21 protein-coding genes and 1 riboswitch are annotated in these 22,420 nt (G+C 73.4%); of the genes, 10 read left to right on the forward strand and 11 right to left on the reverse strand.

The window, feature by feature from the left end; translation table 11 throughout:
- Positions 1 to 7: 7 nt before the first annotated feature.
- The 6 genes from hisG to ACZ6Z8_RS23475 form a co-directional block, all read right to left on the reverse strand.
- The gene (gene hisG / locus ACZ6Z8_RS23450) at positions 8 to 856 is read right to left on the reverse strand and encodes an ATP phosphoribosyltransferase (protein ID WP_402816736.1); all 849 of its coding nucleotides are present in this window, start codon (positions 854 to 856) and stop codon (positions 8 to 10) included.
- A 63-nt stretch (positions 857 to 919) separates the two neighbouring features.
- Positions 920 to 1,192, reverse strand: a complete 273-nt coding sequence (locus ACZ6Z8_RS23455; protein ID WP_030279806.1) for a phosphoribosyl-ATP diphosphatase — start codon at positions 1,190 to 1,192, stop codon at positions 920 to 922.
- Positions 1,193 to 1,295: 103 nt separating this feature from the next.
- Positions 1,296 to 1,769 carry a 6,7-dimethyl-8-ribityllumazine synthase gene (gene ribH / locus ACZ6Z8_RS23460; protein ID WP_402816734.1) on the reverse strand — a complete coding sequence of 158 codons (474 nt, stop codon included), beginning with the start codon at positions 1,767 to 1,769 and terminating at the stop codon, positions 1,296 to 1,298.
- A gap of 85 nt (positions 1,770 to 1,854) precedes the next feature.
- Positions 1,855 to 3,126 (reverse strand): bifunctional 3,4-dihydroxy-2-butanone-4-phosphate synthase/GTP cyclohydrolase II, encoded by a 1,272-nt coding sequence (locus ACZ6Z8_RS23465; protein WP_465612020.1) that lies wholly within the window; start codon positions 3,124 to 3,126, stop codon positions 1,855 to 1,857.
- Positions 3,123 to 3,770 (reverse strand): nicotinamide mononucleotide transporter family protein, encoded by a 648-nt coding sequence (locus ACZ6Z8_RS23470; protein ID WP_465612021.1) that lies wholly within the window; start codon positions 3,768 to 3,770, stop codon positions 3,123 to 3,125. The genes ACZ6Z8_RS23465 and ACZ6Z8_RS23470 overlap by 4 nt, the downstream gene beginning before the upstream one ends.
- Positions 3,767 to 4,534 carry a riboflavin synthase gene (locus ACZ6Z8_RS23475; RefSeq protein WP_465612022.1) on the reverse strand — a complete coding sequence of 256 codons (768 nt, stop codon included), beginning with the start codon at positions 4,532 to 4,534 and terminating at the stop codon, positions 3,767 to 3,769. The genes ACZ6Z8_RS23470 and ACZ6Z8_RS23475 overlap by 4 nt, the downstream gene beginning before the upstream one ends.
- Positions 4,535 to 4,761: 227 nt before the next feature.
- Positions 4,762 to 4,889, reverse strand: a riboswitch (FMN riboswitch).
- A 236-nt stretch (positions 4,890 to 5,125) separates the two neighbouring features.
- Here ACZ6Z8_RS23475 and ACZ6Z8_RS23480 point away from each other — a divergent pair.
- The gene (locus ACZ6Z8_RS23480) at positions 5,126 to 5,371 is read left to right on the forward strand and encodes an SCO4226 family nickel-binding protein (protein ID WP_465612023.1); all 246 of its coding nucleotides are present in this window, start codon (positions 5,126 to 5,128) and stop codon (positions 5,369 to 5,371) included.
- A 19-nt stretch (positions 5,372 to 5,390) separates the two neighbouring features.
- Here the strand turns inward: ACZ6Z8_RS23480 and ACZ6Z8_RS23485 are convergent, their stop codons facing one another.
- On the reverse strand, positions 5,391 to 5,708 hold the full coding sequence (locus ACZ6Z8_RS23485) for an antibiotic biosynthesis monooxygenase family protein (protein WP_465612024.1): 318 nt from the start codon (positions 5,706 to 5,708) through the stop codon (positions 5,391 to 5,393).
- A gap of 212 nt (positions 5,709 to 5,920) precedes the next feature.
- Here ACZ6Z8_RS23485 and ACZ6Z8_RS23490 point away from each other — a divergent pair, with 212 nt between their 5' ends.
- From ACZ6Z8_RS23490 to ACZ6Z8_RS23515, 6 genes are all read left to right on the forward strand, one after another.
- Complete coding sequence (locus tag ACZ6Z8_RS23490; protein ID WP_465612025.1) at positions 5,921 to 6,616, forward strand: MSMEG_1061 family FMN-dependent PPOX-type flavoprotein; 696 nt, start codon at positions 5,921 to 5,923, stop codon at positions 6,614 to 6,616.
- Positions 6,617 to 6,916: 300 nt separating this feature from the next.
- On the forward strand, positions 6,917 to 7,333 hold the full coding sequence (locus ACZ6Z8_RS23495) for an HIT family protein (RefSeq protein ID WP_465612026.1): 417 nt from the start codon (positions 6,917 to 6,919) through the stop codon (positions 7,331 to 7,333).
- Between the two features lie 235 nt (positions 7,334 to 7,568).
- Complete coding sequence (locus ACZ6Z8_RS23500) at positions 7,569 to 8,483, forward strand: glycoside hydrolase family 19 protein (protein WP_465612027.1); 915 nt, start codon at positions 7,569 to 7,571, stop codon at positions 8,481 to 8,483.
- A 192-nt stretch (positions 8,484 to 8,675) separates the two neighbouring features.
- Positions 8,676 to 9,731, forward strand: a complete 1,056-nt coding sequence (locus ACZ6Z8_RS23505) for a serine hydrolase domain-containing protein (protein WP_465612028.1) — start codon at positions 8,676 to 8,678, stop codon at positions 9,729 to 9,731.
- A gap of 43 nt (positions 9,732 to 9,774) precedes the next feature.
- Positions 9,775 to 9,981: a hypothetical protein gene (locus tag ACZ6Z8_RS23510; protein ID WP_465612029.1), complete on the forward strand. Its 207-nt coding sequence runs from the start codon at positions 9,775 to 9,777 to the stop codon at positions 9,979 to 9,981.
- Between the two features lie 101 nt (positions 9,982 to 10,082).
- Positions 10,083 to 11,291, forward strand: a complete 1,209-nt coding sequence (locus tag ACZ6Z8_RS23515) for an alpha/beta hydrolase family protein (RefSeq protein ID WP_465612030.1) — start codon at positions 10,083 to 10,085, stop codon at positions 11,289 to 11,291.
- Between the two features lie 71 nt (positions 11,292 to 11,362).
- Here the strand turns inward: ACZ6Z8_RS23515 and ACZ6Z8_RS23520 are convergent, their stop codons facing one another.
- Entirely contained in the window at positions 11,363 to 11,899 is a 537-nt protein-coding gene (locus ACZ6Z8_RS23520; protein ID WP_465612031.1) for a winged helix-turn-helix transcriptional regulator, read from the reverse strand.
- A 115-nt stretch (positions 11,900 to 12,014) separates the two neighbouring features.
- Here ACZ6Z8_RS23520 and ACZ6Z8_RS23525 point away from each other — a divergent pair, with 115 nt between their 5' ends.
- The 3 genes from ACZ6Z8_RS23525 to ACZ6Z8_RS23535 all read left to right on the forward strand — a co-directional run bounded on the left by ACZ6Z8_RS23525 (position 12,015) and on the right by ACZ6Z8_RS23535 (position 19,059).
- Positions 12,015 to 13,472: an MFS transporter gene (locus tag ACZ6Z8_RS23525; protein ID WP_465612032.1), complete on the forward strand. Its 1,458-nt coding sequence runs from the start codon at positions 12,015 to 12,017 to the stop codon at positions 13,470 to 13,472.
- A gap of 1,379 nt (positions 13,473 to 14,851) precedes the next feature.
- Positions 14,852 to 18,532: a SpoIIE family protein phosphatase gene (locus tag ACZ6Z8_RS23530; RefSeq protein ID WP_465612033.1), complete on the forward strand. Its 3,681-nt coding sequence runs from the start codon at positions 14,852 to 14,854 to the stop codon at positions 18,530 to 18,532.
- Between the two features lie 113 nt (positions 18,533 to 18,645).
- A complete protein-coding gene (locus tag ACZ6Z8_RS23535; protein WP_465612034.1) occupies positions 18,646 to 19,059 on the forward strand; it encodes a nuclear transport factor 2 family protein in 414 nt (137 codons plus the stop codon).
- Between the two features lie 188 nt (positions 19,060 to 19,247).
- Here the strand turns inward: ACZ6Z8_RS23535 and ACZ6Z8_RS23540 are convergent, their stop codons facing one another.
- The 3 genes from ACZ6Z8_RS23540 to ACZ6Z8_RS23550 form a co-directional block, all read right to left on the reverse strand.
- Positions 19,248 to 20,315 (reverse strand): S-adenosylmethionine:tRNA ribosyltransferase-isomerase, encoded by a 1,068-nt coding sequence (locus tag ACZ6Z8_RS23540; RefSeq protein WP_465612035.1) that lies wholly within the window; start codon positions 20,313 to 20,315, stop codon positions 19,248 to 19,250.
- A complete protein-coding gene (locus ACZ6Z8_RS23545) occupies positions 20,312 to 21,154 on the reverse strand; it encodes an SDR family NAD(P)-dependent oxidoreductase (protein WP_465612036.1) in 843 nt (280 codons plus the stop codon). Before ACZ6Z8_RS23545 ends, ACZ6Z8_RS23540 begins: the two co-directional genes overlap by 4 nt.
- A gap of 215 nt (positions 21,155 to 21,369) precedes the next feature.
- On the reverse strand, positions 21,370 to 22,317 hold the full coding sequence (locus ACZ6Z8_RS23550; protein WP_465612037.1) for a pseudouridine synthase: 948 nt from the start codon (positions 22,315 to 22,317) through the stop codon (positions 21,370 to 21,372).
- Positions 22,318 to 22,420: the final 103 nt, after the last annotated feature.

A 22,420-nucleotide genomic window follows, 5' to 3' on the forward strand; every position in this document is an offset into this window, starting at 1 on the left:
GAGCCGGTCAGAGGCGGCAGGCGTGGATGTTGGTGACCAGGATCGCCCGGGCGCCGATGCCCCACAGGTCGTCCATGATCTGCTGGGCCTCCTTGCGGAGCACCATCGAGCGGACGGCCACCCAGCCCTCGGTGTGCAGCGGGGAGACGGTCGGCGACTCCAGGCCGGGGGTGAGCGCGACGGCGGCGCTGACCTTCTCGGCGCGGATGTCGTAGTCCATCAGCACGTAGCGGCGGGCCACCAGCACGCCCTGCAGGCGGCGCAGGAACTGCTCGACCCGGGCGTCCTCGCCGGCGCCCTTGGGGCGGATGACCACGGCGTCCGAGATCAGGATCGGCTCGCCGAAGACCTCCAGGCCGGCGTTGCGCAGGCTGGTGCCGGTCTCCACCACGTCGGCGATCACGTCGGCGACGCCCAGCTGCACGGCAGTCTCGACCGCCCCGTCCAGCTTGGTGACGGTCGCCTTCACGCCGTGGTCGGCGAGGTGCTGCTCGACCAGGCCGGTGTAGGAGGTCGCGATGCGCAGGCCCTCCAGGCCCGTCACGTCCTTGACGTCCACGCCCTCGGGGCGGGCGAAGCGGAAGGTCGACCCGGCGAAGCCGAGGGCGAGCACCTCCTCCGCGTTGGAGTGCGAGTCCAGCAGCAGGTCGCGGCCGGTGATGCCGACGTCGAGGCGGCCGGAGCCGACGTAGACGGCGATGTCGCGCGGGCGGAGGAAGAAGAACTCGACCTCGTTGTTCGGGTCGACGAGCACCAGCTCCTTGGGGTCCTTCCGCTGGCGGTAGCCGGCCTCATGGAGCATCTCCGCCGCGGGACCCGAGAGAGAACCCTTGTTGGGGACGGCGATGCGCAGCATGGGAGGTTGCTTCCTTACCTGTTGGGAGGGGTGTCTGCGGGGAGCTCGGGCGTGCGGGGTGTTCTAGAGGTACTTGTAGACGTCGTCCAGCGTCAGCCCGCGGGCGATCATCATCACCTGAAGGTGGTAGAGGAGCTGCGAGATCTCCTCCGCCGTCTGCTCGTCCGACTGGAACTCGGCGGCCATCCAGACCTCGGCGGCCTCCTCGACGACCTTCTTGCCGATCGAATGGACGCCCTGCTGGACGAGCTGGGCGGTGCGGGAGGACGAGGGGTCGCCGGTGGCGGCCTTCTGCTGGAGCTCGGCGAAGAGCTCCTCGAATGTCTTCGAAGCCATGATGGGACTCACCATACGGCGTACGGGCGGACGGGCGGTAAACGGTCCCGGACCGTGGACGGTCGGCTGGACGTCCACGGTCCGGGACCGGTCACCGGGGCGCTCAGCGGAGGTCGCGGAGAGTCACCGCGGTGGCGACGGCGGCGGTGACGGCCTCGTGGCCCTTGTCCTCGGCGGAGCCCGGCAGACCGGCGCGGTCGAGCGCCTGCTCCTCGTTGTCGCAGGTCAGCACGCCGAAGCCGACCGGGACGCCGGTGTCCACGCTGACCTGGGTGAGGCCGGCGGTGGCCGCCTGGCAGACGTAGTCGAAGTGCGGGGTGCCGCCGCGGATCACCACGCCGAGGGCGACGACGGCGTCGTAGCCGCGATCGGCGAGGCGCTTGGCGGCGACCGGCAGTTCGAAGGTGCCGGGCACGCGCAGGACGGTCGGCTCGGCGACGCCCAGCTCCTTGAGCGCGCGGTGGGCGCCGTCCAGCAGGCCGTTCATCACCTGGTCGTGCCACTGGGCGGCGATGACCGCGACCTTGAGGTCGGCGGCGCCGTCGATGGTCAGCTCGGGGGCTCCGTGGCCGCTCATGTCGGTGTTCCGTTCTGTCTGTCTGTCGGTTCGGTGGTCGGTGATCGGAGGGGCGCGTCTGCGGGCAGCGGCAGGGCGGGGTGCGTCAGGAGCCGAGGCCGGGCAGGTCGTGGCCCATCCGGTCGCGCTTGGTGCGCAGGTAGCGCAGGTTGTGCTCGCCCGGCTCGATCTCGACCGCTTCGCGCCCCTTGACCTTGAGGCCGTGGTCGGTGAGCGCGGTCAGCTTCTGCGGGTTGTTGGTCAGCAGCGTCAGCGAGCGCACGCCGAGGTCCGCCAGCATCTGCGCCGCGATGCTGTAGTCGCGGGCGTCGGCGGGCAGGCCGAGGTCCAGGTTGGCGTCGACGGTGTCGCGGCCCTGCTCCTGGAGCTCGTACGCGCGCAGCTTGTGCGCCAGGCCGATCCCCCGGCCCTCGTGGCCGCGCAGGTAGAGCACCACGCCGCGGCCGACCCCGGCGATCCGCTGGAGCGAAGCCTCCAGCTGGGGGCCGCAGTCGCAGCGCAGCGAGCCGAAGACGTCGCCCGTCAGGCACTCGGAGTGGACCCGCACCAGGACGTCCTCGCCGTCCGGCAGCCGCCCGTCCGGCCCGAGGCCGCCGGCCACCAGCGCGATGTGCTCGACGCCGTCGATGGTGCCCTGGTAGCCGACGGCGGTGAACTCGCCGTGCGCGGTGGGCAGGGCGGTGACGGCGGCCCGGTCCACGTGCAGCTCGGTGCGGCGGCGGTAGGCGATCAGGTCCTCGATGGAGATGATCGCCAGGCCGTGCTCGCGGGCGAAGGCGACCAGCTCGGGCAGCCGGGCCATGGTGCCGTCGTCGTTGACCACCTCGGCGATCGCCCCGGCCGGTGCCAGCCCGGCGAGCCGGGCCAGGTCCACGGCGGCCTCGGTGTGCCCGGGGCGGACCAGCACGCCGCCCTCGACGGCGCGCAGCGGGAAGACGTGCCCGGGGCGGGTGAGGTCGCCGGGCTCGGTGCCGGGCGAGGAGAGCAGCCGTACGGTGCGGGCGCGGTCGGCGGCGGAGATGCCGGTGTCCACGCCCTCGCGGGCGTCCACCGACACCGTGTAGGCGGTGCCCTTGCGGTCCTCGTTGACCTGGGTCATCGGCGGCAGGTTGAGCCGGTCCAGCTCCGCGCCCGTCATCGGGGCGCAGATCACGCCGGAGCTGTAGCGGATGGTGAAGGCCATCAGCTCGGGCGTCGCGGCGGAGGCGGCGAAGACGAGGTCGCCCTCGTTCTCGCGGTCCTCGTCGTCGACCACGACGACCGCGCGGCCGAGCGCGATGTCGGCGATCGCCCGCTCGACCGGGTCGAGGACGAGCTCGTCGCCGGTGGTGCCGGGGTGGGTCTGGTTCTCGGTCATGCCGTGGCTCCCTGCGGGACGTTGGCGGAGGTGGCTCGCGGCTCACGGGTGCTCAGCCACCAGGAGCGCAGGCCGAGCAGCACCAGGACGAAGTAGACGGAGTAGGTGAGACCGGAGAAGGTGTAGCCGCTGTTGAAGGCGAACGGGACGCCGACCGCGTCGACCGCTATCCAGGCGAACCAGAACTCCAGCCAGCCGCGCGCCTGGGCGACCATCGCGGCGAGCGTGCCGACGAAGATGTAGGCGTCCGACCAGGGGCTCCAGGACAGGCTGGGGTAGGCGGTGAACAGCATCGCCAGACCGACCGTGCCGACCGCGGTGCCGGCCACCAGGGCGGCCCGCTCGGGCCAGCTGGCGAACCGCACGGCGATCGTCCCCGTGTCGCGGCGGCCGCGGCGCCACTGCGCCCAGCCCCAGGCGGCGGTGACGATGACGATCAGCTGCTTGCCGATCAGGCCGGGGACGTGACCACCGAGGTAGGCGGCGATCAGCACGGCGCCGGAGAGGAGCTGGACCGGCCAGCTCCAGACCGAGCGGCGCCAGCCGAGCGCCAGGCCGCCGAAGCCGAGCAGGTTGCCGATCATGTCGGCCCACTTCACGTGTTCGCCGAGGACGGTGAACGCCTCGCCGCTGAGCCAGCTCACTTGGATTCCCCCGTGGTGGTCGTGGTGGTGCTGTCCGTGCCCGGCAGGTCCTGCGGGTCCGTGCCCGGCAGGTCCTGCGGGTTCTCCGCGTTCTTCGGGTCGTACGGGTGCTGTGGGTGGGGCAGGTTCGGGAGGGTGCGCGATTCGAGCAGCCGCTCCACGTACTTGGCGAGCACGTCCACTTCGAGGTTGACGCTCTCGCCGAGGGCCTTGGTGCCGAGCGTGGTGAGCGCGAGGGTCGCCGGGATGAGGCTGACGGTGAAGCTGTCCCGGGCCGCCTCCACCACGGTGAGGCTGACGCCGTCGACCGTGATCGAGCCCTTCTCCACCAGGTAGCGGGAGATGGACTCCGGCAGCGAGAAGCGCAGCACCTCCCAGCGCAGGTTGCCGTCCGCGTCGCGCTCGCCGGGCTCGCGGCTCAACAGCCGCCCGGTGGCGTCGACGTGGCCCTGGACCAGGTGGCCGCCGAGCCGGGCGCCGAGCGCCATCGCGCGCTCCAGGTTGACCGGGGAGCCGGGCTTCAGCTCGCCCAGGCTGGAACGGTGCAGCGTTTCGGCCATCACGTCGGCGCTGAACTCGCCGGTCTCGGCAGCCAGTTGTTCGGCGCTGTCGACGACGGTCAGGCAGACGCCGTTGACCGCGATGGAGTCCCCGTGGCGCGCACCGTCACGAACGACCGGACCGCGCAGGCGGATTCGGGAGGAGTCGCCGATCTCCTCGATCGACACGACCTCGCCGAGCTCTTCGATGATGCCGGTGAACACCCGGGTCTCCTCGCGCTTGGGGCGCGGACTCCGGGGCGGCAGAGGGAGATGACACGGACGGGCACCGGCGCACAGGCCCGTGCACGACCCGTCGCCGGGGGTGCCGGAGCCGCCAGGAGATCTCTCACCCGGCCCGGGAGACACTGCTCCCGCCGTTCACCTGACCGTGGCCCGGTCCGATTTCCTGATGGACGCCGATGGACCACGGGTACTGCTCTTCGTCCGCCCGCGCACGCCTCCCATCCGGACTTTAACCGTCGGTCCAGGAATTTCACCTGGTCAACCGGCCGCTGGCTGCGGACGGGTCGCGGACTGTAACCGCCGGTTCGGATTTTCACCGACCCCGGAGTGCGCTGAACGTCACTGCTGTTGACGACATTGTGCCACGCGGGACGCAAGCCGAGGGAGAGTGTTCCGCTGTGGCCTGTTTCACGGTCTTGCGGGGAATGCGGGCGGGTGGGGGGTGGGCGGCGCCGGGGGTGCGGGTGCGGGTGCGGGTGCAGGTGTGGGTGCGGCGGTGTCTGGTGGCGCCGGGGTGCGGGGAGGGCGAGGCTGGTGGTGGGGCAAGCTTCGGATGCGGAGGCGACGGCGATGAAGTTCATGGACATCCACCACGGGATGACCGGGATCACGGCGGAGCAGCTCAAGGCGGCCCATGCGGCCGACACGGCGATCGAGGCCGAGGAGGGCGTGCGCTTCGAGCAGGCCTGGGCCGACCCGGAGTCGGGCACGGTGTACTGCCTGTCCGAAGCACCGTCCAAGGAAGCGGTGCAGCGGGTCCACAACCGGACCGGGCACCCGGCGGACGAGATCCACTCGGTGCCGCTCTCGGTGTGAGGGACCGACCGGTTCGGATTCAGAGGACGGCGGGTGCGGTGACCGGCATGAAGTGGGTGACCTCCGGCGGGTGCATGAGGTAGTGCAGTTCGCCCTCCGACCAGACCGGCCGGATCCGCCACATCGGCCCTGCGTACCCACGCAGGGCCTCCTCGTCGCGCCAGCGACTGACCACGAGCACCCGGTGCAGTCCGCCCTCGGCCACCGAGCGCAGCAGTTCACCGCCGAGGCAACCGTCCGTCCGCCCGAGCTGCGGCAGCACCTGGCTGGCCAGGTGTGTGCAGAACTCCTCGATGCGATCGGCCGTGACCTGCCCGGCCCAGATTCTGACGATCACGGCCACCACCTCCGGCTGGCTGGAGTCCCTGGCCCCATTATCAGCGGAAAACCGCTGGTGGGGAGGGGTGGAGCGGCCCTTTCACGGAGAGTGGTGGAGTCCTGGGCGGGCGGGGGCGCCGTGGGCGCGGGACGGCGTCCGCCCGCGGGGTGGCGGCGGGACCGCGAACCCGGGCCGCCGGTGCGGCGAACGGCCTCGGCTAGATTCCCCGCATGACCCTCACGCCGGACTCCATCGCACCGTCAACCACCGCTCCGGGCACCCCGAACGGCCTGTTCGCCGCCCTCAGCGCGGACGCCCTCACCGACCCGGCGCAGCTGCGCGAGGTCTACGAGCAGCCGGGCGAGCACGCCCGCCGCAAGCAGGTCGACCGCCTCCACGAGGTCGCCCAGCGGCTCATCGCCTGTTCCTCGCTGGTGTTCGTCGCCAGCTCCGACGCCGCCGGGCGCTGCGACGTCTCCCCGCGCGGCGGGCCGGCCGGGCTGGTCTCGGTGCTCGACGAGTACACCCTGGCCATTCCGGACGCCACCGGCAACAAGCGGTTGGACACCCTGCACAACATCCTGGAGAACGGCCGGGTCGGGCTGCTCTTCGTCGTACCCGGGCGGGACACCACGCTGCGGGTCAACGGCCGCGCCTGCGTCTCCACCGACCCGGAGCTGCTGCGGCAGCTGACCGCCGTCGGCAAGCCGCCGCGCAGCGCGATCGTGGTGGCCGTGGAGGAGGTGTACGCGCACTGCCCGAAGTCGCTGCTGCGGGGTTCGGCGTGGAAGCCGGAGAACTGGCTGGCCGTGGACGCCCAGCCGACCTCGGCGGAGGTCACGCTGTCGCACCTGCGGGACGACTCGCTGACCGTCGAGATGATCGAGCAGACGGAGCGGGAGGCGCTGCTGTATCGGTACGAGTAGGGCCGCGCCTTCGGGCGCAGCGCAGTGCTCCTGCGCCGGCGATTCTGTACCGGCGATTCTGTACCGGCCCTTCTGTACCGGCGTGCGCGCCGCTGCCGCCGGGCTGCCCGGCCGCCGGTCCGGGTGGGCCGGCCGCCGGGCAGGGCAGGGCGGCGGCGGTTCGGGTGGGCCGCGGCGGGGGCCCGCAGTTCGGGGCGCGCCAGCGGGCACGTCCCGGCTCGGGCGGCCGACCGGGTGACGGTGTGCGCGGGCCCGGGTCCGCGGGGTGCCGGGAACTCCGCCGGTGGTTTGAATGGACGGATGGACTGCGTGTTCTGTGCGGTGGTGGCGGGTGAGGAGCCCGCGCACCGGGTGCTCGACGACGGGACGGCGGTGGCCTTCCTGGACCGCCGGCCGCTCTTCCCCGGCCATGTGCTCGTCGTGCCGCGTGCCCACCACCGAACCCTGGCGGACCTGCCCGCCGAGGAGGTCGGACCGTTCTTCCTGCGGGTGCAGCGGGTGGCGGCGGCGGTCGAGCGGGGGCTGGGCGCGGCGGGGAGCTTCGTGGCGGCGAACAACCGGATCAGCCAGTCGGTGCCGCACCTGCACGTGCACGTGGTGCCGCGCAATCCGAAGGACGGGCTGCGCGGGTTCTTCTGGCCACGGGGGAAGTACCCGGACGAGGCGGGCGCGGCGGAGATCGCGGCCCGGCTGCGGGCGGCGCTCGGGGAGGCGTAGGCCCCCCCCCGGAAAGCTGTCCTCCGCCCCCGGACACACATCCCTTCGGAAACGGCTTCCGCCTGACCTCTTGACAGGTATAGACCACTCCGGTTGAGTCGGTGCCGGCCCCGTACCGGCCCGCGCCCCGGTCGGCCGTCCCCCGCGACGTGCCCCCGTACGGTGCCCGGCTCCCCCGCCCGACCAGGTCCCTGTCTCGACGACGTGCGGCCCCCACCGCACAAGGGGTGATGACGTGTCAACCAAACGCCTGCTCGCGCTGCTGTCCACCGTGGTCACGGCGCTCGCGCTCGCGGTGCTCCTCCCGGCCTCCGCCGACGCCGCCGCCTGCGGCACCGCGTGGAGCCCCGCCGCCGTGTACACGGGCGGCGCCGCCGTCTCGTACGAGGGGCACAACTGGACGGCCAGGTGGTGGACCCAGAACGAGCCGCCGAGCACCGGCGGCTCCGGGGTCTGGGCCGACCAGGGCCCCTGCGGCGGACCCACCGGTCCCGGCCCGACGCCCACACCGACGCCGACGTCCGACCCGGGCGGATTCCCGGTCAGCCAGGCGCAGTTCGACCGGATGTTCCCGAACCGGAACCCCTTCTACACGTACCAGGGACTGCTGGACGCGACCGCCGCGTACCCCGGCTTCGCCGCCACCGGCAGTGACACCGTACGCCGGCAGGAGGCCGCGGCCTTCCTCGCCAACGTCAGCCACGAGACCGGCGGTCTGGTCTACGTGGTCGAGCAGAACACCTCCAACTACCCACACTACTGCGACACTTCGCAGCCGTACGGGTGCCCGGCCGGGCAGGCCGCGTACTACGGGCGCGGACCGATCCAGCTCAGCTGGAACTTCAACTACAAGGCGGCGGGCGACGCACTCGGCCTGGATCTGCTGAACCACCCGGACCTGGTGCAGACCGATCCGGCGGTGGCCTGGAAGACCGGCCTCTGGTACTGGAACACCCAGAACGGCCCCGGCACCATGACCGCGCACGACGCGATGGTCAACGGGCGGGGCTTCGGTGAGACGATCCGCAGCATCAACGGCGCGCTGGAGTGCAACGGCAACAACACCGCGCAGATGCAGCACCGGATCAGCCTGTACCAGGGGTTCGTGCAGATCCTGGGCACGGTGCCCGGGGGCAACCTGAGCTGCTGACGGCGGGTCGGCGGGCCCGTCTGCCGGCGGGCCCGCCGTTGCTGCCGTGCTACTTCTCCGGAGGGAGGGGTCCGTACTTCGTGGGGCGCGACCGGGCGGAGCGCGGTGTACACCCGTGGGAGCATCCGGAGCGATCGAAATCATTTTCGGGGCGGACGACCTCGCAGGTCGCGGCCCCCTAGGCTCAGGCGCATGAACGAACTCGCCCGCCTCGTGGAGCAGACCGCCGACCGGCTCGCGGGCCGGCACGTCGGCGTGGTGGTCGCCGGGCTGGCCGGTGACGCGGTGGAGATCCGCGGCGCCGGGCGCACGGGGCCCGGCGGCGGAGCGCCCGGAGCGCGCACGCTCTTCGACATCGGCTCCGTCACCAAGGTGTTCACCTCGCTCGTGCTCGCCCGGCTGGCGCTCGACGGGGCGGTGCGGCTCGACGAGCCGCTCGCCGAGGCGCTCCCCGGCCGGGCGGCCGTCCCGGTCCGAGGCGGGCAGCCGATCACGCTCCGGCACCTCGCCACCCACACCTCGGGGCTCCCCCGGCTGCCCCGGGGCATGGCGGTACGCGCACTCCTCCAGCCCAACCGGCCCGATCCCTACGCCCATTGCACCGCCGAGCGAATACTCTCCGGCCTCGCCCGGACCCGACTGCACTCCGCGCCCGGGCGCAGCTTCCGCTACTCCAACCTCGGCGCCGGGCTGCTCGGAATGGCCCTCGCCCACCGGGCCGGCCAGGGGTACGAGGAGCTGGTGACGCGCGAGGTCTGCGCGCCGCTGGGGCTGGCCGACACCTGCCTGCGGCCCGGCGCGGAACGGTCCGAACGCCTGGCGCACGGCCACGCGCCGGGCGGGCGGCCGGTGCCCTCCTGGGACCTGGCCGCGCTTCCCGGCATGGGCGGGCTGCGCTCGACCGCGGCCGACCTCACGCTGCTCCTGCGGGCGCAGTTGGCCGCCGAGCGCGAGCCCGACGCGCCGCTGGCGCCCGCGATCCTGTTCACCCGGGAGACCAGGCACCGGGTCAATCCGTTCGCCTGGGCGCACCTCGGCTGGCTCGGCCACCGGCTGCACGCCCAGCAGGGCAGGCACCTCCAGCTGTGGCACAACGGGGGGACGGGCGGGTCCAGTTCCTTCGTCGCCTTCGACCCGGAGCAGCAGGTGGGGGTGGTGGTGCTGGCCAACACCCGGCGGTCGGTCGACCCGGCGGGCACCGCGCTGCTGCGGAGGCTGCAGATCGGGTTCGGCGCGGCGGGGCGCTGACGGGGCCCGGCCGCTGCGGCTGCCGTCGCGATCGCCGTCGCCGTTGCCGGAGCCGCTTGGGGCGGGCGATGTGGTGGTGGCCTGCGGGCTCGTCCCGCACGGCGTGAGTGCCGCGCTGATCGCGGCCAAACGGTCGCTCCCGCGGGAGGCGATGGACGACTTCGAGGCCGGTTCGCGGACGGTTTCGCTGCAGACCGTGTGCGAGGCGGGCGGCCCGACCAACGCCACGGTCCTGGAGGCGATCCGCTGACCGCGTCCACCCCCTAGGGGCCGCCGGGGGCCAGTCCCGCAGGGGAACAGTACGCCGCTGAGCTGACGTCAGTTCCCTTGCTGCGACCTACCGTCAGACGCATGACCCGACACCCGAGCCGACGTCGCACCACTGCGGCGGCCGCAACACTGCTGCTCGCGCTGCCCCTGTCCGTCGCCGTGGCCTCACCGGCCCTGGCCGCGCCCGCCACCCCGCCCGCCGCCACCGCTGGTGCGTCCGCCACCGCCCCGAGCGCGCTCCACGTCGTCGAACTCCTGCGCCCGACCGGGCCGGACGCGGTCGGGCAGGAGGTCCTGCACCTGGTCGACCGGAACCGTCCGGACCCGTGGGTCCCCTCCGCCGGTCCGCGTCAGCTGATGGTCACGATGTACTACCCCGCCCACGCCGGAACCGGCAGCCCGGCCCCGTACATGACCGCCCCGGCCGCCCGGATGCTGCTGGACCACGAGCTCCCGGGCAACACCATCCCGACCGAGCTGGTGACCGACACCCGGACCTGGTCCCGCACGAACGCCCGCCCGCAGGGTGGCCACTACCCGCTGGTGGTCCTGTCCCCCGGCTTCACCATGCCGCGCGCCTCGCTCAGCGGTCTCGCCGAGGACCTGGGCAGCCGGGGGTACGTGGTCGCGCTGGTCGACCACACCTACGAGAACACCGGGACCACCTTCCCGGACGGGCAGACGCTGCCCTGCGTGATGTGCGGCCGGCTCAGGACCCAGGAGGCCTGGAAGGCCCTGGAGGAAAGCCGAGCCAAGGACGTCTCCTTCGTCATCGACCAGATCACCCAGCACCCCCAGCCGGCCTGGCGCTACGCCCGCATGATCGACCGCGACCGGATCGGCATGGCCGGGCACTCGGCCGGCGGCGCGGCCACCGTCCCCGCGCTGCTGACCGACGACCGGATCAGGGCCGGAGCGGATCTGGACGGCACCATGGACTACCTGGTGCCCGAGTCCGGCGTCGGCGACAAGCCGTACCTGATGATGGGCCACTCGTTGCCCGACGGCAGGGAGGACGGCAGCTGGACCACGAGCTGGCCCCGACTCGACGGCTGGAAGCGCTGGCTGACCCTCGACGGCTCCGACCACGACAGCTTCACCGACTTCCCGCTGTTCTACGACGCGCTCGGCGTGCCCCAGAGCCCGGGCACCACCATGTCGGGCCGGCGCGCCGCCGAGCTCACCCGGCAGTACGTCGGCGCCTTCTTCGACCTCCAGCTGAAGGACATCGACCAGCCGCTGTTCGACGGGCCGACCGCCGCCGACCCGGAGGTCCGGTTCCACTCCTGACCCGCTGCACCCGCGAGGCCGTCGGCAATCTGCCGGCGGCCTCGTCGGTGTGCCCGCCCCCGCGGTGCCCGCTACGCCGCCGCCGAGGCGATCGGTTCGAGCAGCGGGTGGGAACGGACCAGGGCTCGGGAGACCGGGTCGTCGCGGTGGCCGCCGGTACGGGCGGGGTTGGGGCGCATGACGACCTCGGCCGGGGGGACGGGCCCGCCGCCGCATTCGGGACAGGCGCCGATGAGGTCCAGGTCGGTGCCGCAACGGGCGTGCGCGAACAGGTGGTGCGGGCCGCCGTCGGTGGCGTGCCGGCCACCCCAGCGGCTCAACTGGTAGAGCGGTCCCCAGAGTTCGAGACCGATCTCGGTGAGCAGGTAGCCGTGGCGCAGCGGCGCCTGCTGGTAGGGCTCCTTGCGCAGCACCCCGGCCGCGACCAGCGCGTTGAGGCGGGCGGTGAGGACGGCGCGCGGGATGCCGAGGTGGGCGAGGAAGTCGTTGAAGCGCTGCACGCCGTAGAACGCGTCGCGGACGATCAGCAGGCTCCAGCGCTCGCCGACCACCTCCAGGGCGCGGGCCAGTGCGCACTCCTGCAGTTCGTAATCGGTTCCCAGCGCCATGCGGGCCAGCGTAGTCCACCCCCGAGGTGGGTTCAATGAACAGACTAGCGGTGGTAGCGTGCTGCCGAGACGGTTCATTGAACAGACCTATTGCCCAGTCCTCGGAGGGAACACCATGTCCCCCGCACCACCCGGCTCCGCCCTCACCACCGGGCCCGTCCGGCCCGCCGCCACCCTGGCCGTCACGGCGGCCGCGACCGCCCTGACCACCGTCGCCTACACCGCCCCCACCGCCTCGCTCGCCGCCACCGCCCAGGCCGCCCACCTCGGCGCCTCCGGCCGCACCTGGATCCTCACCGGCACCCTGGTCGGCATCTCGGCACTCCTCCTCACGGCCGGCAGCTCCGCCGACGACCACGGCCGCAAACGGGTCTTCACCTTCGGCGTGCTGCTGTTCGCCGCCGCCGAGGCGCTCGGCGCTCTCGCCCCCGGCGGAGCCGTCTACCTGGCCGCCCGGGTCCTGCTCGGCATCGCCTCGGCCGCCGTCCTGGCTCCCGCGCTCGGCCTGATCAGCCACGCCCACCCCGCCGGACCCGGCCGCATCCGGGCCCTCGGCATCTGGGGCGCGGCCGTCGGCCTCGGCATCGCGGTCGGACCGGTCTACGGCGCACTCGTCCAGCAGTGGGCCGGCTGGCGCGCGGTCAGCGGCGGGCTCGCCGTCGTCTCGGCCGCCGTGGCCGCCTGCGCCGCAGCCTGGCTCACCGAGTCCCGGGCCGAACGGCCCCGCGCACTCGACCCGTACGGGGTCCTGACCCTCACCACCGGCACCTCCCTGCTCATCGCCGGTCTCGCCGAGGGCCGCAGCGGCTGGGGACGGCCCGTGGTGGTCGCCCTGCTGGCGGGCGGGGTGCTGCTGCTCGCGGCCTTCGCCCTGGTCGAGGCGAAGGTGCGCGAACCGATGCTCGACCTCGCCCTGTTCGGCAACCCCGGGTTCATCGCCGCGACCGGCGGCGCCCTGTTCACCGGGCTCTCGCTGGTCGGCTTCATGAGCTACCTGCCCACCCTGCTCCAGGGCGTGCTCGGCCTCTCCGCTCTGGCCGCGGGCGGAGTACTGGCCATCTGGTCGGGCCTGTCCGTGCTCTCCGCCCTCCAGGCCCGACGGCTGGCCTCCCATGTCTCGGCCACTGCCCAGGTGGCCCTCGGCCTACTGATCTGCGGACTCGGTGAGGGCGGACTCTACGGACTCACCCCCACCTCCGGCTGGCTCCGGCTCGCCCCCGGCCTGGCGGTCGCCGGCATCGGCAGCGGGGTCCTCAACGCGGCCCTCGCCCGGCTCGCGGTCAGCAGCGTCCCCGCCCACCGGACCGCCATGGGCTCCGGCGCCAACAACACCTCCCGCTACATCGGCTCGGCCCTGGGCGTGGCCGTCACGGTCGCCGTCGCCGGCTCCGCCCGCCCCACCACCTCCGGCCCCGAAGCCGCCGCCCGCGCCCTGGCCGCCGGCACCGACCGCGCCGTCCTGGTCGCCGCCGCCCTCTGCCTCCTCGGCGCCGCCCTGACCCTCACCACCCGCACCCCCGAACCCCGCCCCCAGCCCACACCCCCCATCCCCGAACACGCCACCACCCGATAACCCCGCGCAGGAAGTCGCCCGCGTCGACTTCCTGCGCGCGGCACCCCCTCCCACCCCGGGGGCCACACTGACGAAACGCGGCCCGCACCCGGCTCACACGCAAAAGTCGCCCGCGTCGACTTCCTGCGCGTGGCACCCCGCGCAACACGGAACGCCACACACCTCCGCGCCAATACAGGAAGTCGAACCCGCCGACTTCCCACACACGACAACCGACCGCCAACGCCTGCACGGACACAAGATCGGGTGGCTGCACCTCTTCCTCATGGCGCCCGAGGCGCCGGTCCAAAACAAACGCAGGAAGTCGCCCCCGCCGACTTCCTGCGCAGACCAGGGCCCCCGTGTCCCGCCCGAGGTGCCGACAACACCGTGCGGGCACCAAATCGGGCGGCTGAGCTTCCCTCTTCCGCAATATCCGCGCGCCCCGGTCGACACCGGATATCGACCCTGCCGACTTCCTGCGCACGACGAACCCCACGCAACACGGAAGCCCACACGGCCCCTCGCCCACCCGGGGCCCGACACAGGAAGTCGAACCCGCCGACTTCCACTCAAGCCGCCCGCAGCTCCGCAAGCGCAACGCCCCGGTCAGCGAGAGGCCCGACGAGGATCCACCGGACTGCCCACAGCATGTCGGCAGCATCGCCAGCCGGACACCGCACACAGCCCAAGATCGGCACAGGAAGTCGAACCCCCGCCTTCCCATGCGCGTCGACAACACCCGCGTCGGCACAAATCGGGTGGCTGCAACTTCCTGTCTCGCAATCCCGCGCGCCCCGGTCAACGCAGGAAGTCGAACCCGCCGACTTCCTACTCATGGCGAGGGCCCGCGCAATACGGAACCCCACACGGCCCCTTTCCCAGCGCGGCGCCGACACGCACGAGCGACAGCTCCGGGCCAACGTCGGCGCGAGGCCGAGAATCCGAGCGGGCGTGCACCTTGCGCTTCCGGTAAATCGACACAGGAAGGCGAACCTGCCGATTTCCTGTGCGGGCTGAAGCCCGCGCAACACGGAGAACCGCCCGGGTCCTGGCCAACGTCAGCGTGAGCCTGCGCCCGTCACTTTCAGCAAACCGACGAGCTGGAAGTCGGATCCGCCGACTTCCTGCTCGTCGGTTTGCTCGGGGGCGGCGGTGTCGGCTCAGCTTTCCTCTACTTGTGGTGGCCAGGGAGTGGCGGGGTGGGAGCCCGGTGTGCCGGCGGGGCGTGGCGGGTGTCCATCGCGAGGGTGCGCCCTGGTTTGCGCGGCTCTGGGTGGCGCCCGGGTACCGGGGCGTGAGGGCGCGGTGGGGCACGGGGAGCGGGGCGTGGGGGCTGCGTGCGAGGATGGCAGGGCTGGTGGGAACGGGCTCCCGGGTTGTTGGGCGGTTCTCTGGCCATGGTGAACGACGACGGACAGCGCCGGGGGGATCCTCAGCAGGACGCCCTGCTGATGGTGCCGATCGCCACGGCGCTGATCGCGGCCGACGGCCGGATCCTGCACTGGAGCGGCGACGCGGAGGCACTGCTCGGTTACCGCGCGGACGAGGCCGTCGGCGTGAAGGCCGCCAACCTGCTGACTTCGGACGAGCGGCGGCCCGAGGTACTGGAGCTGTTCGGGGAGATCCTGGCGGGCCGGGAGTGGTCGGGGGTGTTCCCGGTGCGGCACCGGGACGGGCACCTGGTGAACCTGGAGTTCCGCACCCATCCGGTTCAGGGGCCCGACGGGGCGCCGCTGGTGCTGGCGGTGGCCTCCGAGGTGACGACGCTGCGGCGGATCCAGGCGGATCTGGCCGTGCTGGACGGTTTCTTCACCCAGTCCCCGGTGGGCATGGCCGTGTTCGACACCGAGCTCCGCTTCATCCGGCTGAACGAGGCGTTGGCCCGCGCCAACGGCCTGGCCGCCGCGGCGCACCTGGGCCACCGGCTGACCGAGGTGCTGCCGGGGCTCAACGCCACGGAGTCCGAGGCGGTGATGCGGCAGGTGCTGGCGAGCGGCCGGCCGGTGGTGGACTTCCGTTCGCACGGCCGCACGCCGGGGAATCCGCAGCGCGACGGCGCCTGGTCCGCCTCGTACTTCCGGCTGGCGGACCAGGGCGGGCGGGTGCTCGGGGTGAGCGCGACCATCATCGACGTCACGGAGCGCTACCGCGCGGACGCCCGGGCCGCCCGGGCGCAGGAGCGGCTGTCGCTGCTGGTGGACGCGACCGCCTCGATCGGCACCACGCTGGACCTGCGACAGACCGCCCGCGAGCTGGCCGACGCGATGGTGCCCAGGGTCTCGGACATCAGCGGCGTGTTCGCCCTGGAGGCGCTGATCGCCGGGCGCAACGTCGAGCCGCCCGCCCCTGACGCCCCGCAGCTGGTGCGCCGTCTGGCGCTGGCGACGTCCGACCCGCTGTACCCGACCGACGCCCTGCCGGTGGACTCGGTGTACGAGCTGCCGCCGGACTCCCCGTACGCCCGGGCGATGATCACCGGGCGGACGGTGGTGGTGCCGTCCTGGGAGCTGTCGCCGCTGGCCGACGGCCTCAGCGAGAGCCGCCGCCGGGCGTTCCTCGGCGACCGGCCGCGTTCGGTGCGGATCACGCCGCTGGTGGCGCGCGGCACCACGCTCGGCATGGTGGTGTACTCGCGGCGCGGCGAGCGGGAGTCCTTCGCCGAGGCCGACATCACGCTCGGTGACGAGCTGGCCTCGCGCGCGGCGGTCGCGATCGACAACGCCCGGCTGTACCTGCGCCAGCACCAGACGGTGCTGGCCCGGCAGCAGGCGCTGCGCGAGGCGAAGGCCGCGCAGGAGCGGCTGGCGCTGGTGAACGCCGCGTCGGCCCGGATCGGCACCACGCTCGATCTCGATCGCACCGCGCAGGAGTTGGCCGAGGTGGCGACGCCCCGGCTGGCCGACACCGTGGTGGTGGAGGTGCTGGAGGAGCTGGTCCGGGGCGAGCGCGAGGTACGGCCCCCGGCGGACGGTTCGGCGCTGCTGCGGCGGATGGCGTTCCACTCGGTGCGTGGCTCGACCCTGGAGCCGATCGACCGGCTGGGCGGGGTGCACCGCTTCCTGCCCGGTTCGCCGTACGCGTGGAGCCTGGCGCACCGCAAGCCGGTGCTGGTGCCCCGGATGGACGAGGACGGCATGGCCTGGTTCGCCGAGGACCCGGTGCGCACCGCCGCCGTACGGGAGCAGAACGTGCAGTCGATCATGGTCGTGCCGCTGATCGCGCGCGGCAGTCCGGTCGGCGTCGCGGGCTTCTACCGGACCCTCGTGGAGCGCCCGTACGACGACGAGGACCTCGCGCTGGCCGGCGAGTTGGCGGTGCGGGCGGCGGTGTCGATCGACAACGCGCTGCTGTTCACCCGCGAGCGCGACGCGGCCGCCGCCCGGCAGCGGGCGCTGGACGAGGCCTGGGCCGCCCAACAGCGGCTGGGTCTGCTGAACGAGGCCAGCAACCGCATCGGCACCACCCTCGATCTGCACCGCACCGCACGGGAGTTGGTGGACGTGGTGATCCCGCGCTTCGCCGACTTCGTCACGGTGGACCTGCGCGACGCGGTGCTCGGCGGCGAGGAGCCCGGCCCGGTGCCGAGGGACGGGTCGGTACTGATGCGGGCGGTGGCGGTCGGCGAGACGGCGCCGGACGGCAGCATGACGGCGGCGGCCGACCAGGTGGGCGAGACCTCGCAGTCGGCCGAGGTGTACGCGCAGAGCCTGCGCACCCGGCGGTCGATCCTGGTCTCCGCGGTGACCGAGGAGGACCTGCGGCGGATCGTCGCCTCTCCCGACCGGGTGCAGCCGGGGCTGGCCGCCGGGGTGCACTCGTACCTGATGGTGCCGCTGGTGGCGCGCGGACTCGTGCTGGGTGGTGCGGAGTTCGTCCGTACCCACAACCCGGTGCCGTTCGGCCCGGCGGACCGTTCGCTGGCCGAGGAGCTGGTCGCGCGCACCGCGCTGGCGATCGACAACGCCCGGCTCTACCGCCGTGAGCGGGACACCGCGCTCACTCTCCAACGCAGCCTGCTCCCGCAGGAGATCCACCGCACCATCGGCCTGGAGCTCGCCTACCGCTACCTGCCCAGCAGCGTGGTCAGCGAGGTCGGCGGCGACTGGTTCGACGTGGTGCCGCTCTCCTCCGGACGGGTCGCGCTGATCGTCGGCGACGTGATGGGCCACGGCATCCGGGCCGCCGCCACCATGGGACAACTCCGTACCGTGGCACGGACATTGATCACCCTGGAGCTCAACCCCGTGCGGGTGCTGCACCGGCTGGACGAGGCCACCGCGGCGCTCGGCGAGGGGCAGTTCGCCACCTGCGTCTGCGTGGTCTACGACCCGGCCGACCGCAGCTGCACCGCGGCCTGCGCCGGCCACCTGCCGCCCGTGGTCGCCGACACCGAGGGCAACGCCCGTCTCGTCGACCTGCCGCCCGGCGCGCCGCTGGGCGTGGGCGGCGTCCCGTTCGAGGGCGTCGAGTTCACCCTTCCCGAGCAGGCCATCCTGACCCTCTACACCGACGGCCTGGTCGAGCGCCGGGGCCGCGACCTCGACGAGGGCCTGCGACTGCTCTGCCGTACGGTCGCCGACCGGAGCCGCTCGCTGGAGCAGACCTGCGACGCGGTGCTGACCCGGCTCACCGGGCGCAACTCCGAGGACGACATCGCCGTCATCATGGCGCAGGTCCGCCCGGAGGGCGCCGACCGGATCGCCTCCCTGCCGCTCACCGGCGACCACGCGATGGTCGCGCACTCGCGCCGGTTCACCCGCGAGACGCTCACCGCCTGGGGCCTGACCGCGCTCATCGACTGGGCCGAGCTGCTCACCAGCGAGCTGATCACCAACGCCCTGGTGCACGCCGGATCCCCCACCCAGCTGCGGCTGTTCTGCGACCGGGTGCTCACCGTGGAGGTCGCCGACCGGGAGAGCGAGACGCCCCGGATCCGCCGAGCCCGCAACGAGGACGAGGGCGGCCGCGGTATCCATCTGGTCAACGAACTGGCGCACCGCTGGGGCAGCCGCCGGACCGCCGACGGCAAGGTGGTCTGGTTCGAGTTGGAGCTGCCCCCTGGGTATCCGACTGCATGAACAACCGATCGTTGTCGGCGCGGTCCGGGGGTTGTTGGTCGGCGGTACGGCCGCTGGGCTTTGCTGGTGCCACGGCGGGAAAGTCCCGACCGGACGGACCGGAGGAGTCCACCATGCAGCAGACCGACGCCCGCACCGTCGTCACCGAGTACGTCACCCGCCTCGCCGCGGGCGAACGGGACGCCGCCATCGCCCTGTTCGCCGAGGACGCCACCTGGACCTACCCGGGCAGCCTCGAACTCTCCCGCACCTGGCGCGGCAAGCAGGAGATCTTCGGCGACTTCCTCGGCCAGGTCGGCACCCTCTTCGCCGCCGACGGCCTGCCGACCCTCACCCTCACCCACGTCATCGCCGACGGCCCGCAGGCGGTGGCCGAGTGGACCACCGTCGGCAAGGCCGCCAACGGCGCCGCGTACGAGAACCACTGCCTGGGCGTGTTCACCGTGGAGAACGGCCTGATCACCGCCGTCCGCGAGTACCTGGACACCCACCACGTGGCCCAGACCCTGCTGGCCGGAACGGCCTGAACTGCCTGACCGGCCCGAACGGCCTTCCGCCGGGCCGGTGCCGTGCTCGCCGCCGCGGACGGCGACCACAGCGCCACCGTGGCGGTGGACCGCCCGCCCTGGTGAACGGCTGGGCGGGGCCGGCCGATTCCGGCGGCGGCCTCGCCGCCCACCCGGCCACCTGGCCACCCGGCCACCGGCTGGTCCGCTCAGTCCGGCAGCAGCAGGTTGACGTCGCCGAACTCGTGCCACAGGTACCGCTGTTGGACGGCCGCCCGGTAGCAGGCCGCCAGCAGCGGGCGGCCCGCGACGGCGGCCAGCATCAGCAGATGGGAGGCGCGCGGCTCGTGCCAGCCGGTGAGCAGCCCGTCCACCGCGCGCACCCCGCGCTCCGGGGTGATCACCAACTCCGTCCAGCCGTCGGCCTCCTGGAGCGTGCCGTCCGGCCCGACGGCCGACTCCAGGGCGCGGACGACGGTGGTCCCGACGGCGATCACCCGTCCGCCCCCGGCCCGGACGTGGCCGACCAGCCGGGCAGTGGTGGCGGGGACGTGGAAGCGCTCGGCGTACGGGGCCTCGTGCGCCTCCGGCGAGGCCACCCCGGTGTGCAGGGTGACGGGAGCGACGAGGACGCCCCGACCGGCCAGCCGGGCCACCACCGCCGGTGTGAACGGGCGTGCCGCGCTGGGCATTTCACTGCTGCCCGGCACGCTCGCGAAGACCGTCTGATAGGCCTCGATCGGCCAGTCGCGGTCCACGTAGCCGTACCGGATCGCCCGCCCGTGCCGCCGCAGATACGGCAACAGGGCCGTGGGCAGGGTGAGTTCGGCGTACCAGAGCCGGCCGGTGAAGGGCTGCACCAGCTCGGCCGCGCCACCGGCCGGCAGGGCGACGCGCAGGCCCGGCCGGGCCGGGGACTCCTGCGGCGGGTAGTAGGCGGCAGCCGCGCCCGGCACCTGCCGACGCAACTCGACCAGGTAGGCGCCCTGTTGGTCCGGCTGCGCGGAGGAGAGGTGCAACGCGACCGGGCTGCCGTCGGGCAACCGGCCCGGCAGGGCGGCCGGAAGGGTGGCCGAGTTGTTGACCACCAGGAGGTCCCCCGGGCGCAGCGCTTCGGGCAGCTCGGTGAAGCCGCGGTGTTCCACGGCGCCGGTGATACGGCGGCCGACCAGCATCCGTACGCCGTCGCGGGTGCCGCCGCGCGCCTCCGCCGGTGCGCGGGCGGAGAGTTCGGGCGGGACGGTGACGTCGAGACCCAGCTCGGTCAGGGTCGTCATCGGCCACCCCGGTCGGCCACCGGCAACGGGTCGGCCACCGGCGCCGGGTCGGCGGCCGTTGCCGGGTCGGCAGCCGAAGCCCGGTCGACGGTCGGGACCGCCGCCAGGTCCTCGGCGCGGTAGCGACCGGAGGGGGTGCGGTCGCGCAGCAGGCCGAGCAGAACGGGCGCGACCTGCGCGGGCAGCGGCTCGCCGGAGATGTCCTCGCCGGGGCTGGCCTCCTGCAGCATCCTGGTGCGCATACTGCCCGGGTCGACCGCCCAGACCCTCAACTCCGGCTCCTCCCGGGCGAGTACGGCGGTGGCCAGGTCGAGCGCGGCCTTGCTGGCGCCGTAGCCGCCCCAGCCGAGGTAGGGCTCCACGGCGGCGTCCGAGCTGATGTTGAGGACGGCACCCGAGTGGGCGCGCAGTTGGGGCAGGACGAGCTGGGTGAGGGCGATCGGGGCGAGGGCGTTGACCTCGAAGAGCTCCAGGAGGTCCGGCAGCGGGAAGTCGGCCAGCCGGGGCAGCGGTTCGGCCCCGGGGCCGGTGGCTCCGTTGAGCGAACCGGCGTTGTTGACCAGCAGGCTCGCGCCGCCGAGGCCTTCGGCGGCCTCGGCCAGGCGGGCCCGGTGGTCGTCGTCGACGATCGAGCCCGGGAGGGCGACGACCTTGGTGACGGCGGCCATGGCCCTCTCGGCCTCGGCGAGTTGGGCCTCGCCGCGGGCGGTGATCACCAGCTGCCAGCCCTGGGCGGCGAGGGCGTGCGCGAGGGCCAGTCCGAGGCCCCGGGAGGCGCCCGTCACCAGCGCGACGGGGGAAGCGACGGGGGCGGGGGTGGTGTCCGGTGCTACGTTCATGGCCCAACGATCGCGCCGCCGGGCGGGGCGGCGGATCGGCCTCCGGAACCGGGACCGGATCCTCCGTTCGCCCTAGACCGGCAGCCGGACCTAGGACCGGGCCTGCGTCCAGGTCCGGGCCTGCGTCCGGCCCGCCCCTTGCTCGCACGGGGACCCACACCGACCCCGAACGGACCGGCGGGGCCCGCACCGGGCCCGAACGGAGCGGCCGCCGGCTAGGAACCGGCCTCCCAGCCGGACGGGTCGGTCCAGGCCGCGAGGGTGCGGCGGGTCTCGAAGCGGCGCTCCCGCCCGGTCAGCGGATCGGTGAACTCCACAGCGGAGGCGAGCAGTTGGAGTGGCCGGCGGAAGTCGTCCGGGGCCGGTTCGGGCAGCACCACCGGGTACACCGGGTCCCCGAGGATCGGCAGTCCGAGGCCGCTCATGTGCAGCCGCAGCTGGTGGGTGCGCCCGGTCAGCGGCCGCAGCCGGTAGCGGCCGAGGCCGTCGCGGCACTCCAGCAGGTCGATCCGGCTCTCGCTGTTCGGCGGCTCGTCGACCTCCCGGGCGGCGATCACCCCGCGCTCCTTGACGATGTGGCTGCGCACGGTGCGCGGCAGGCTCAGCTCCGGGTCGTACGGGGCGATCGCCTGGTATTCCTTGCGCACCTCGCGGTCCCGGAACATCGTCTGGTAGGCGCCGCGGTCCTCGGGCCGGACCACGAACATGGCCAGGCCGGCGGTGAGCCGGTCGAGGCGGTGCGCGGGGCTGAGCGCGGGCAGGTCGAGGGTGTGCCGCAGCCGGGAGAGCGCCGTCTCGGTGACGTGCCGGCCGCGCGGGGTGGTGGCCAGGAAGTGCGGCTTGTCGACCACCACCAGGCGCTCGTCGCGGTGCACCACCACCAGCTCGAAGGGGACCGGCACCTCCGCCGGGAGGTCCCGGTAGAACCACAGGTGCGCGCCGGGGCGAAACGGTTCGTCGAAGGCGATCGGGCCCTGTTCGCCGACGATCTCGCCCCCGCGCAGCGCCGACTCGACCCGTGCGGCCGCCACCGCGGGCAGCCGCTCCAGCAGGTGGTCCCGTACGGTCGGCCAGTCGCCCTCCAGGGGCAGCCGCAGGTGCACCGGGTCCACGCCGTGGCGCTGCGGGAGGGGGGAGGCCGGGCGGCGGCTCTTGCGTCTCATCTCCCGGCCCAGCCTAGTGCGCGCCCCCGCACGGCCTGCGCCGAGGTACCGGCACCTCGCGCCCCCGGCGCACCGGGCGTGGTGCGGCGCCGGGACCCCGGCG

Source organism: Kitasatospora sp. NPDC101108 (assembly GCF_055584725.1).

Excerpts from the sequence above, each read along its gene's own strand:
- hisG (WP_402816736.1), bottom strand. The coding sequence starts at position 856 with ATGCTGCGCATCGCCGTCCCCAACAAGGGTTCTCTCTCGGGTCCCGCG.
- ACZ6Z8_RS23455 (WP_030279806.1), bottom strand. The coding sequence starts at position 1,192 with ATGGCTTCGAAGACATTCGAGGAGCTCTTCGCCGAGCTCCAGCAGAAG.
- ribH (WP_402816734.1), bottom strand. The coding sequence starts at position 1,769 with ATGAGCGGCCACGGAGCCCCCGAGCTGACCATCGACGGCGCCGCCGAC.
- ACZ6Z8_RS23465 (WP_465612020.1), bottom strand. The coding sequence starts at position 3,126 with ATGACCGAGAACCAGACCCACCCCGGCACCACCGGCGACGAGCTCGTC.
- ACZ6Z8_RS23480 (WP_465612023.1), top strand. The coding sequence starts at position 5,126 with ATGAAGTTCATGGACATCCACCACGGGATGACCGGGATCACGGCGGAG.
- ACZ6Z8_RS23490 (WP_465612025.1), top strand. The coding sequence starts at position 5,921 with ATGACCCTCACGCCGGACTCCATCGCACCGTCAACCACCGCTCCGGGC.
- ACZ6Z8_RS23495 (WP_465612026.1), top strand. The coding sequence starts at position 6,917 with ATGGACTGCGTGTTCTGTGCGGTGGTGGCGGGTGAGGAGCCCGCGCAC.
- ACZ6Z8_RS23505 (WP_465612028.1), top strand. The coding sequence starts at position 8,676 with ATGAACGAACTCGCCCGCCTCGTGGAGCAGACCGCCGACCGGCTCGCG.
- ACZ6Z8_RS23515 (WP_465612030.1), top strand. The coding sequence starts at position 10,083 with ATGACCCGACACCCGAGCCGACGTCGCACCACTGCGGCGGCCGCAACA.
- ACZ6Z8_RS23520 (WP_465612031.1), bottom strand. The coding sequence starts at position 11,899 with ATGGCGCTGGGAACCGATTACGAACTGCAGGAGTGCGCACTGGCCCGC.
- ACZ6Z8_RS23525 (WP_465612032.1), top strand. The coding sequence starts at position 12,015 with ATGTCCCCCGCACCACCCGGCTCCGCCCTCACCACCGGGCCCGTCCGG.
- ACZ6Z8_RS23530 (WP_465612033.1), top strand. The coding sequence starts at position 14,852 with ATGGTGAACGACGACGGACAGCGCCGGGGGGATCCTCAGCAGGACGCC.
- ACZ6Z8_RS23535 (WP_465612034.1), top strand. The coding sequence starts at position 18,646 with ATGCAGCAGACCGACGCCCGCACCGTCGTCACCGAGTACGTCACCCGC.
- ACZ6Z8_RS23540 (WP_465612035.1), bottom strand. The coding sequence starts at position 20,315 with ATGACGACCCTGACCGAGCTGGGTCTCGACGTCACCGTCCCGCCCGAA.
- ACZ6Z8_RS23545 (WP_465612036.1), bottom strand. The coding sequence starts at position 21,154 with ATGAACGTAGCACCGGACACCACCCCCGCCCCCGTCGCTTCCCCCGTC.
- ACZ6Z8_RS23550 (WP_465612037.1), bottom strand. The coding sequence starts at position 22,317 with ATGAGACGCAAGAGCCGCCGCCCGGCCTCCCCCCTCCCGCAGCGCCAC.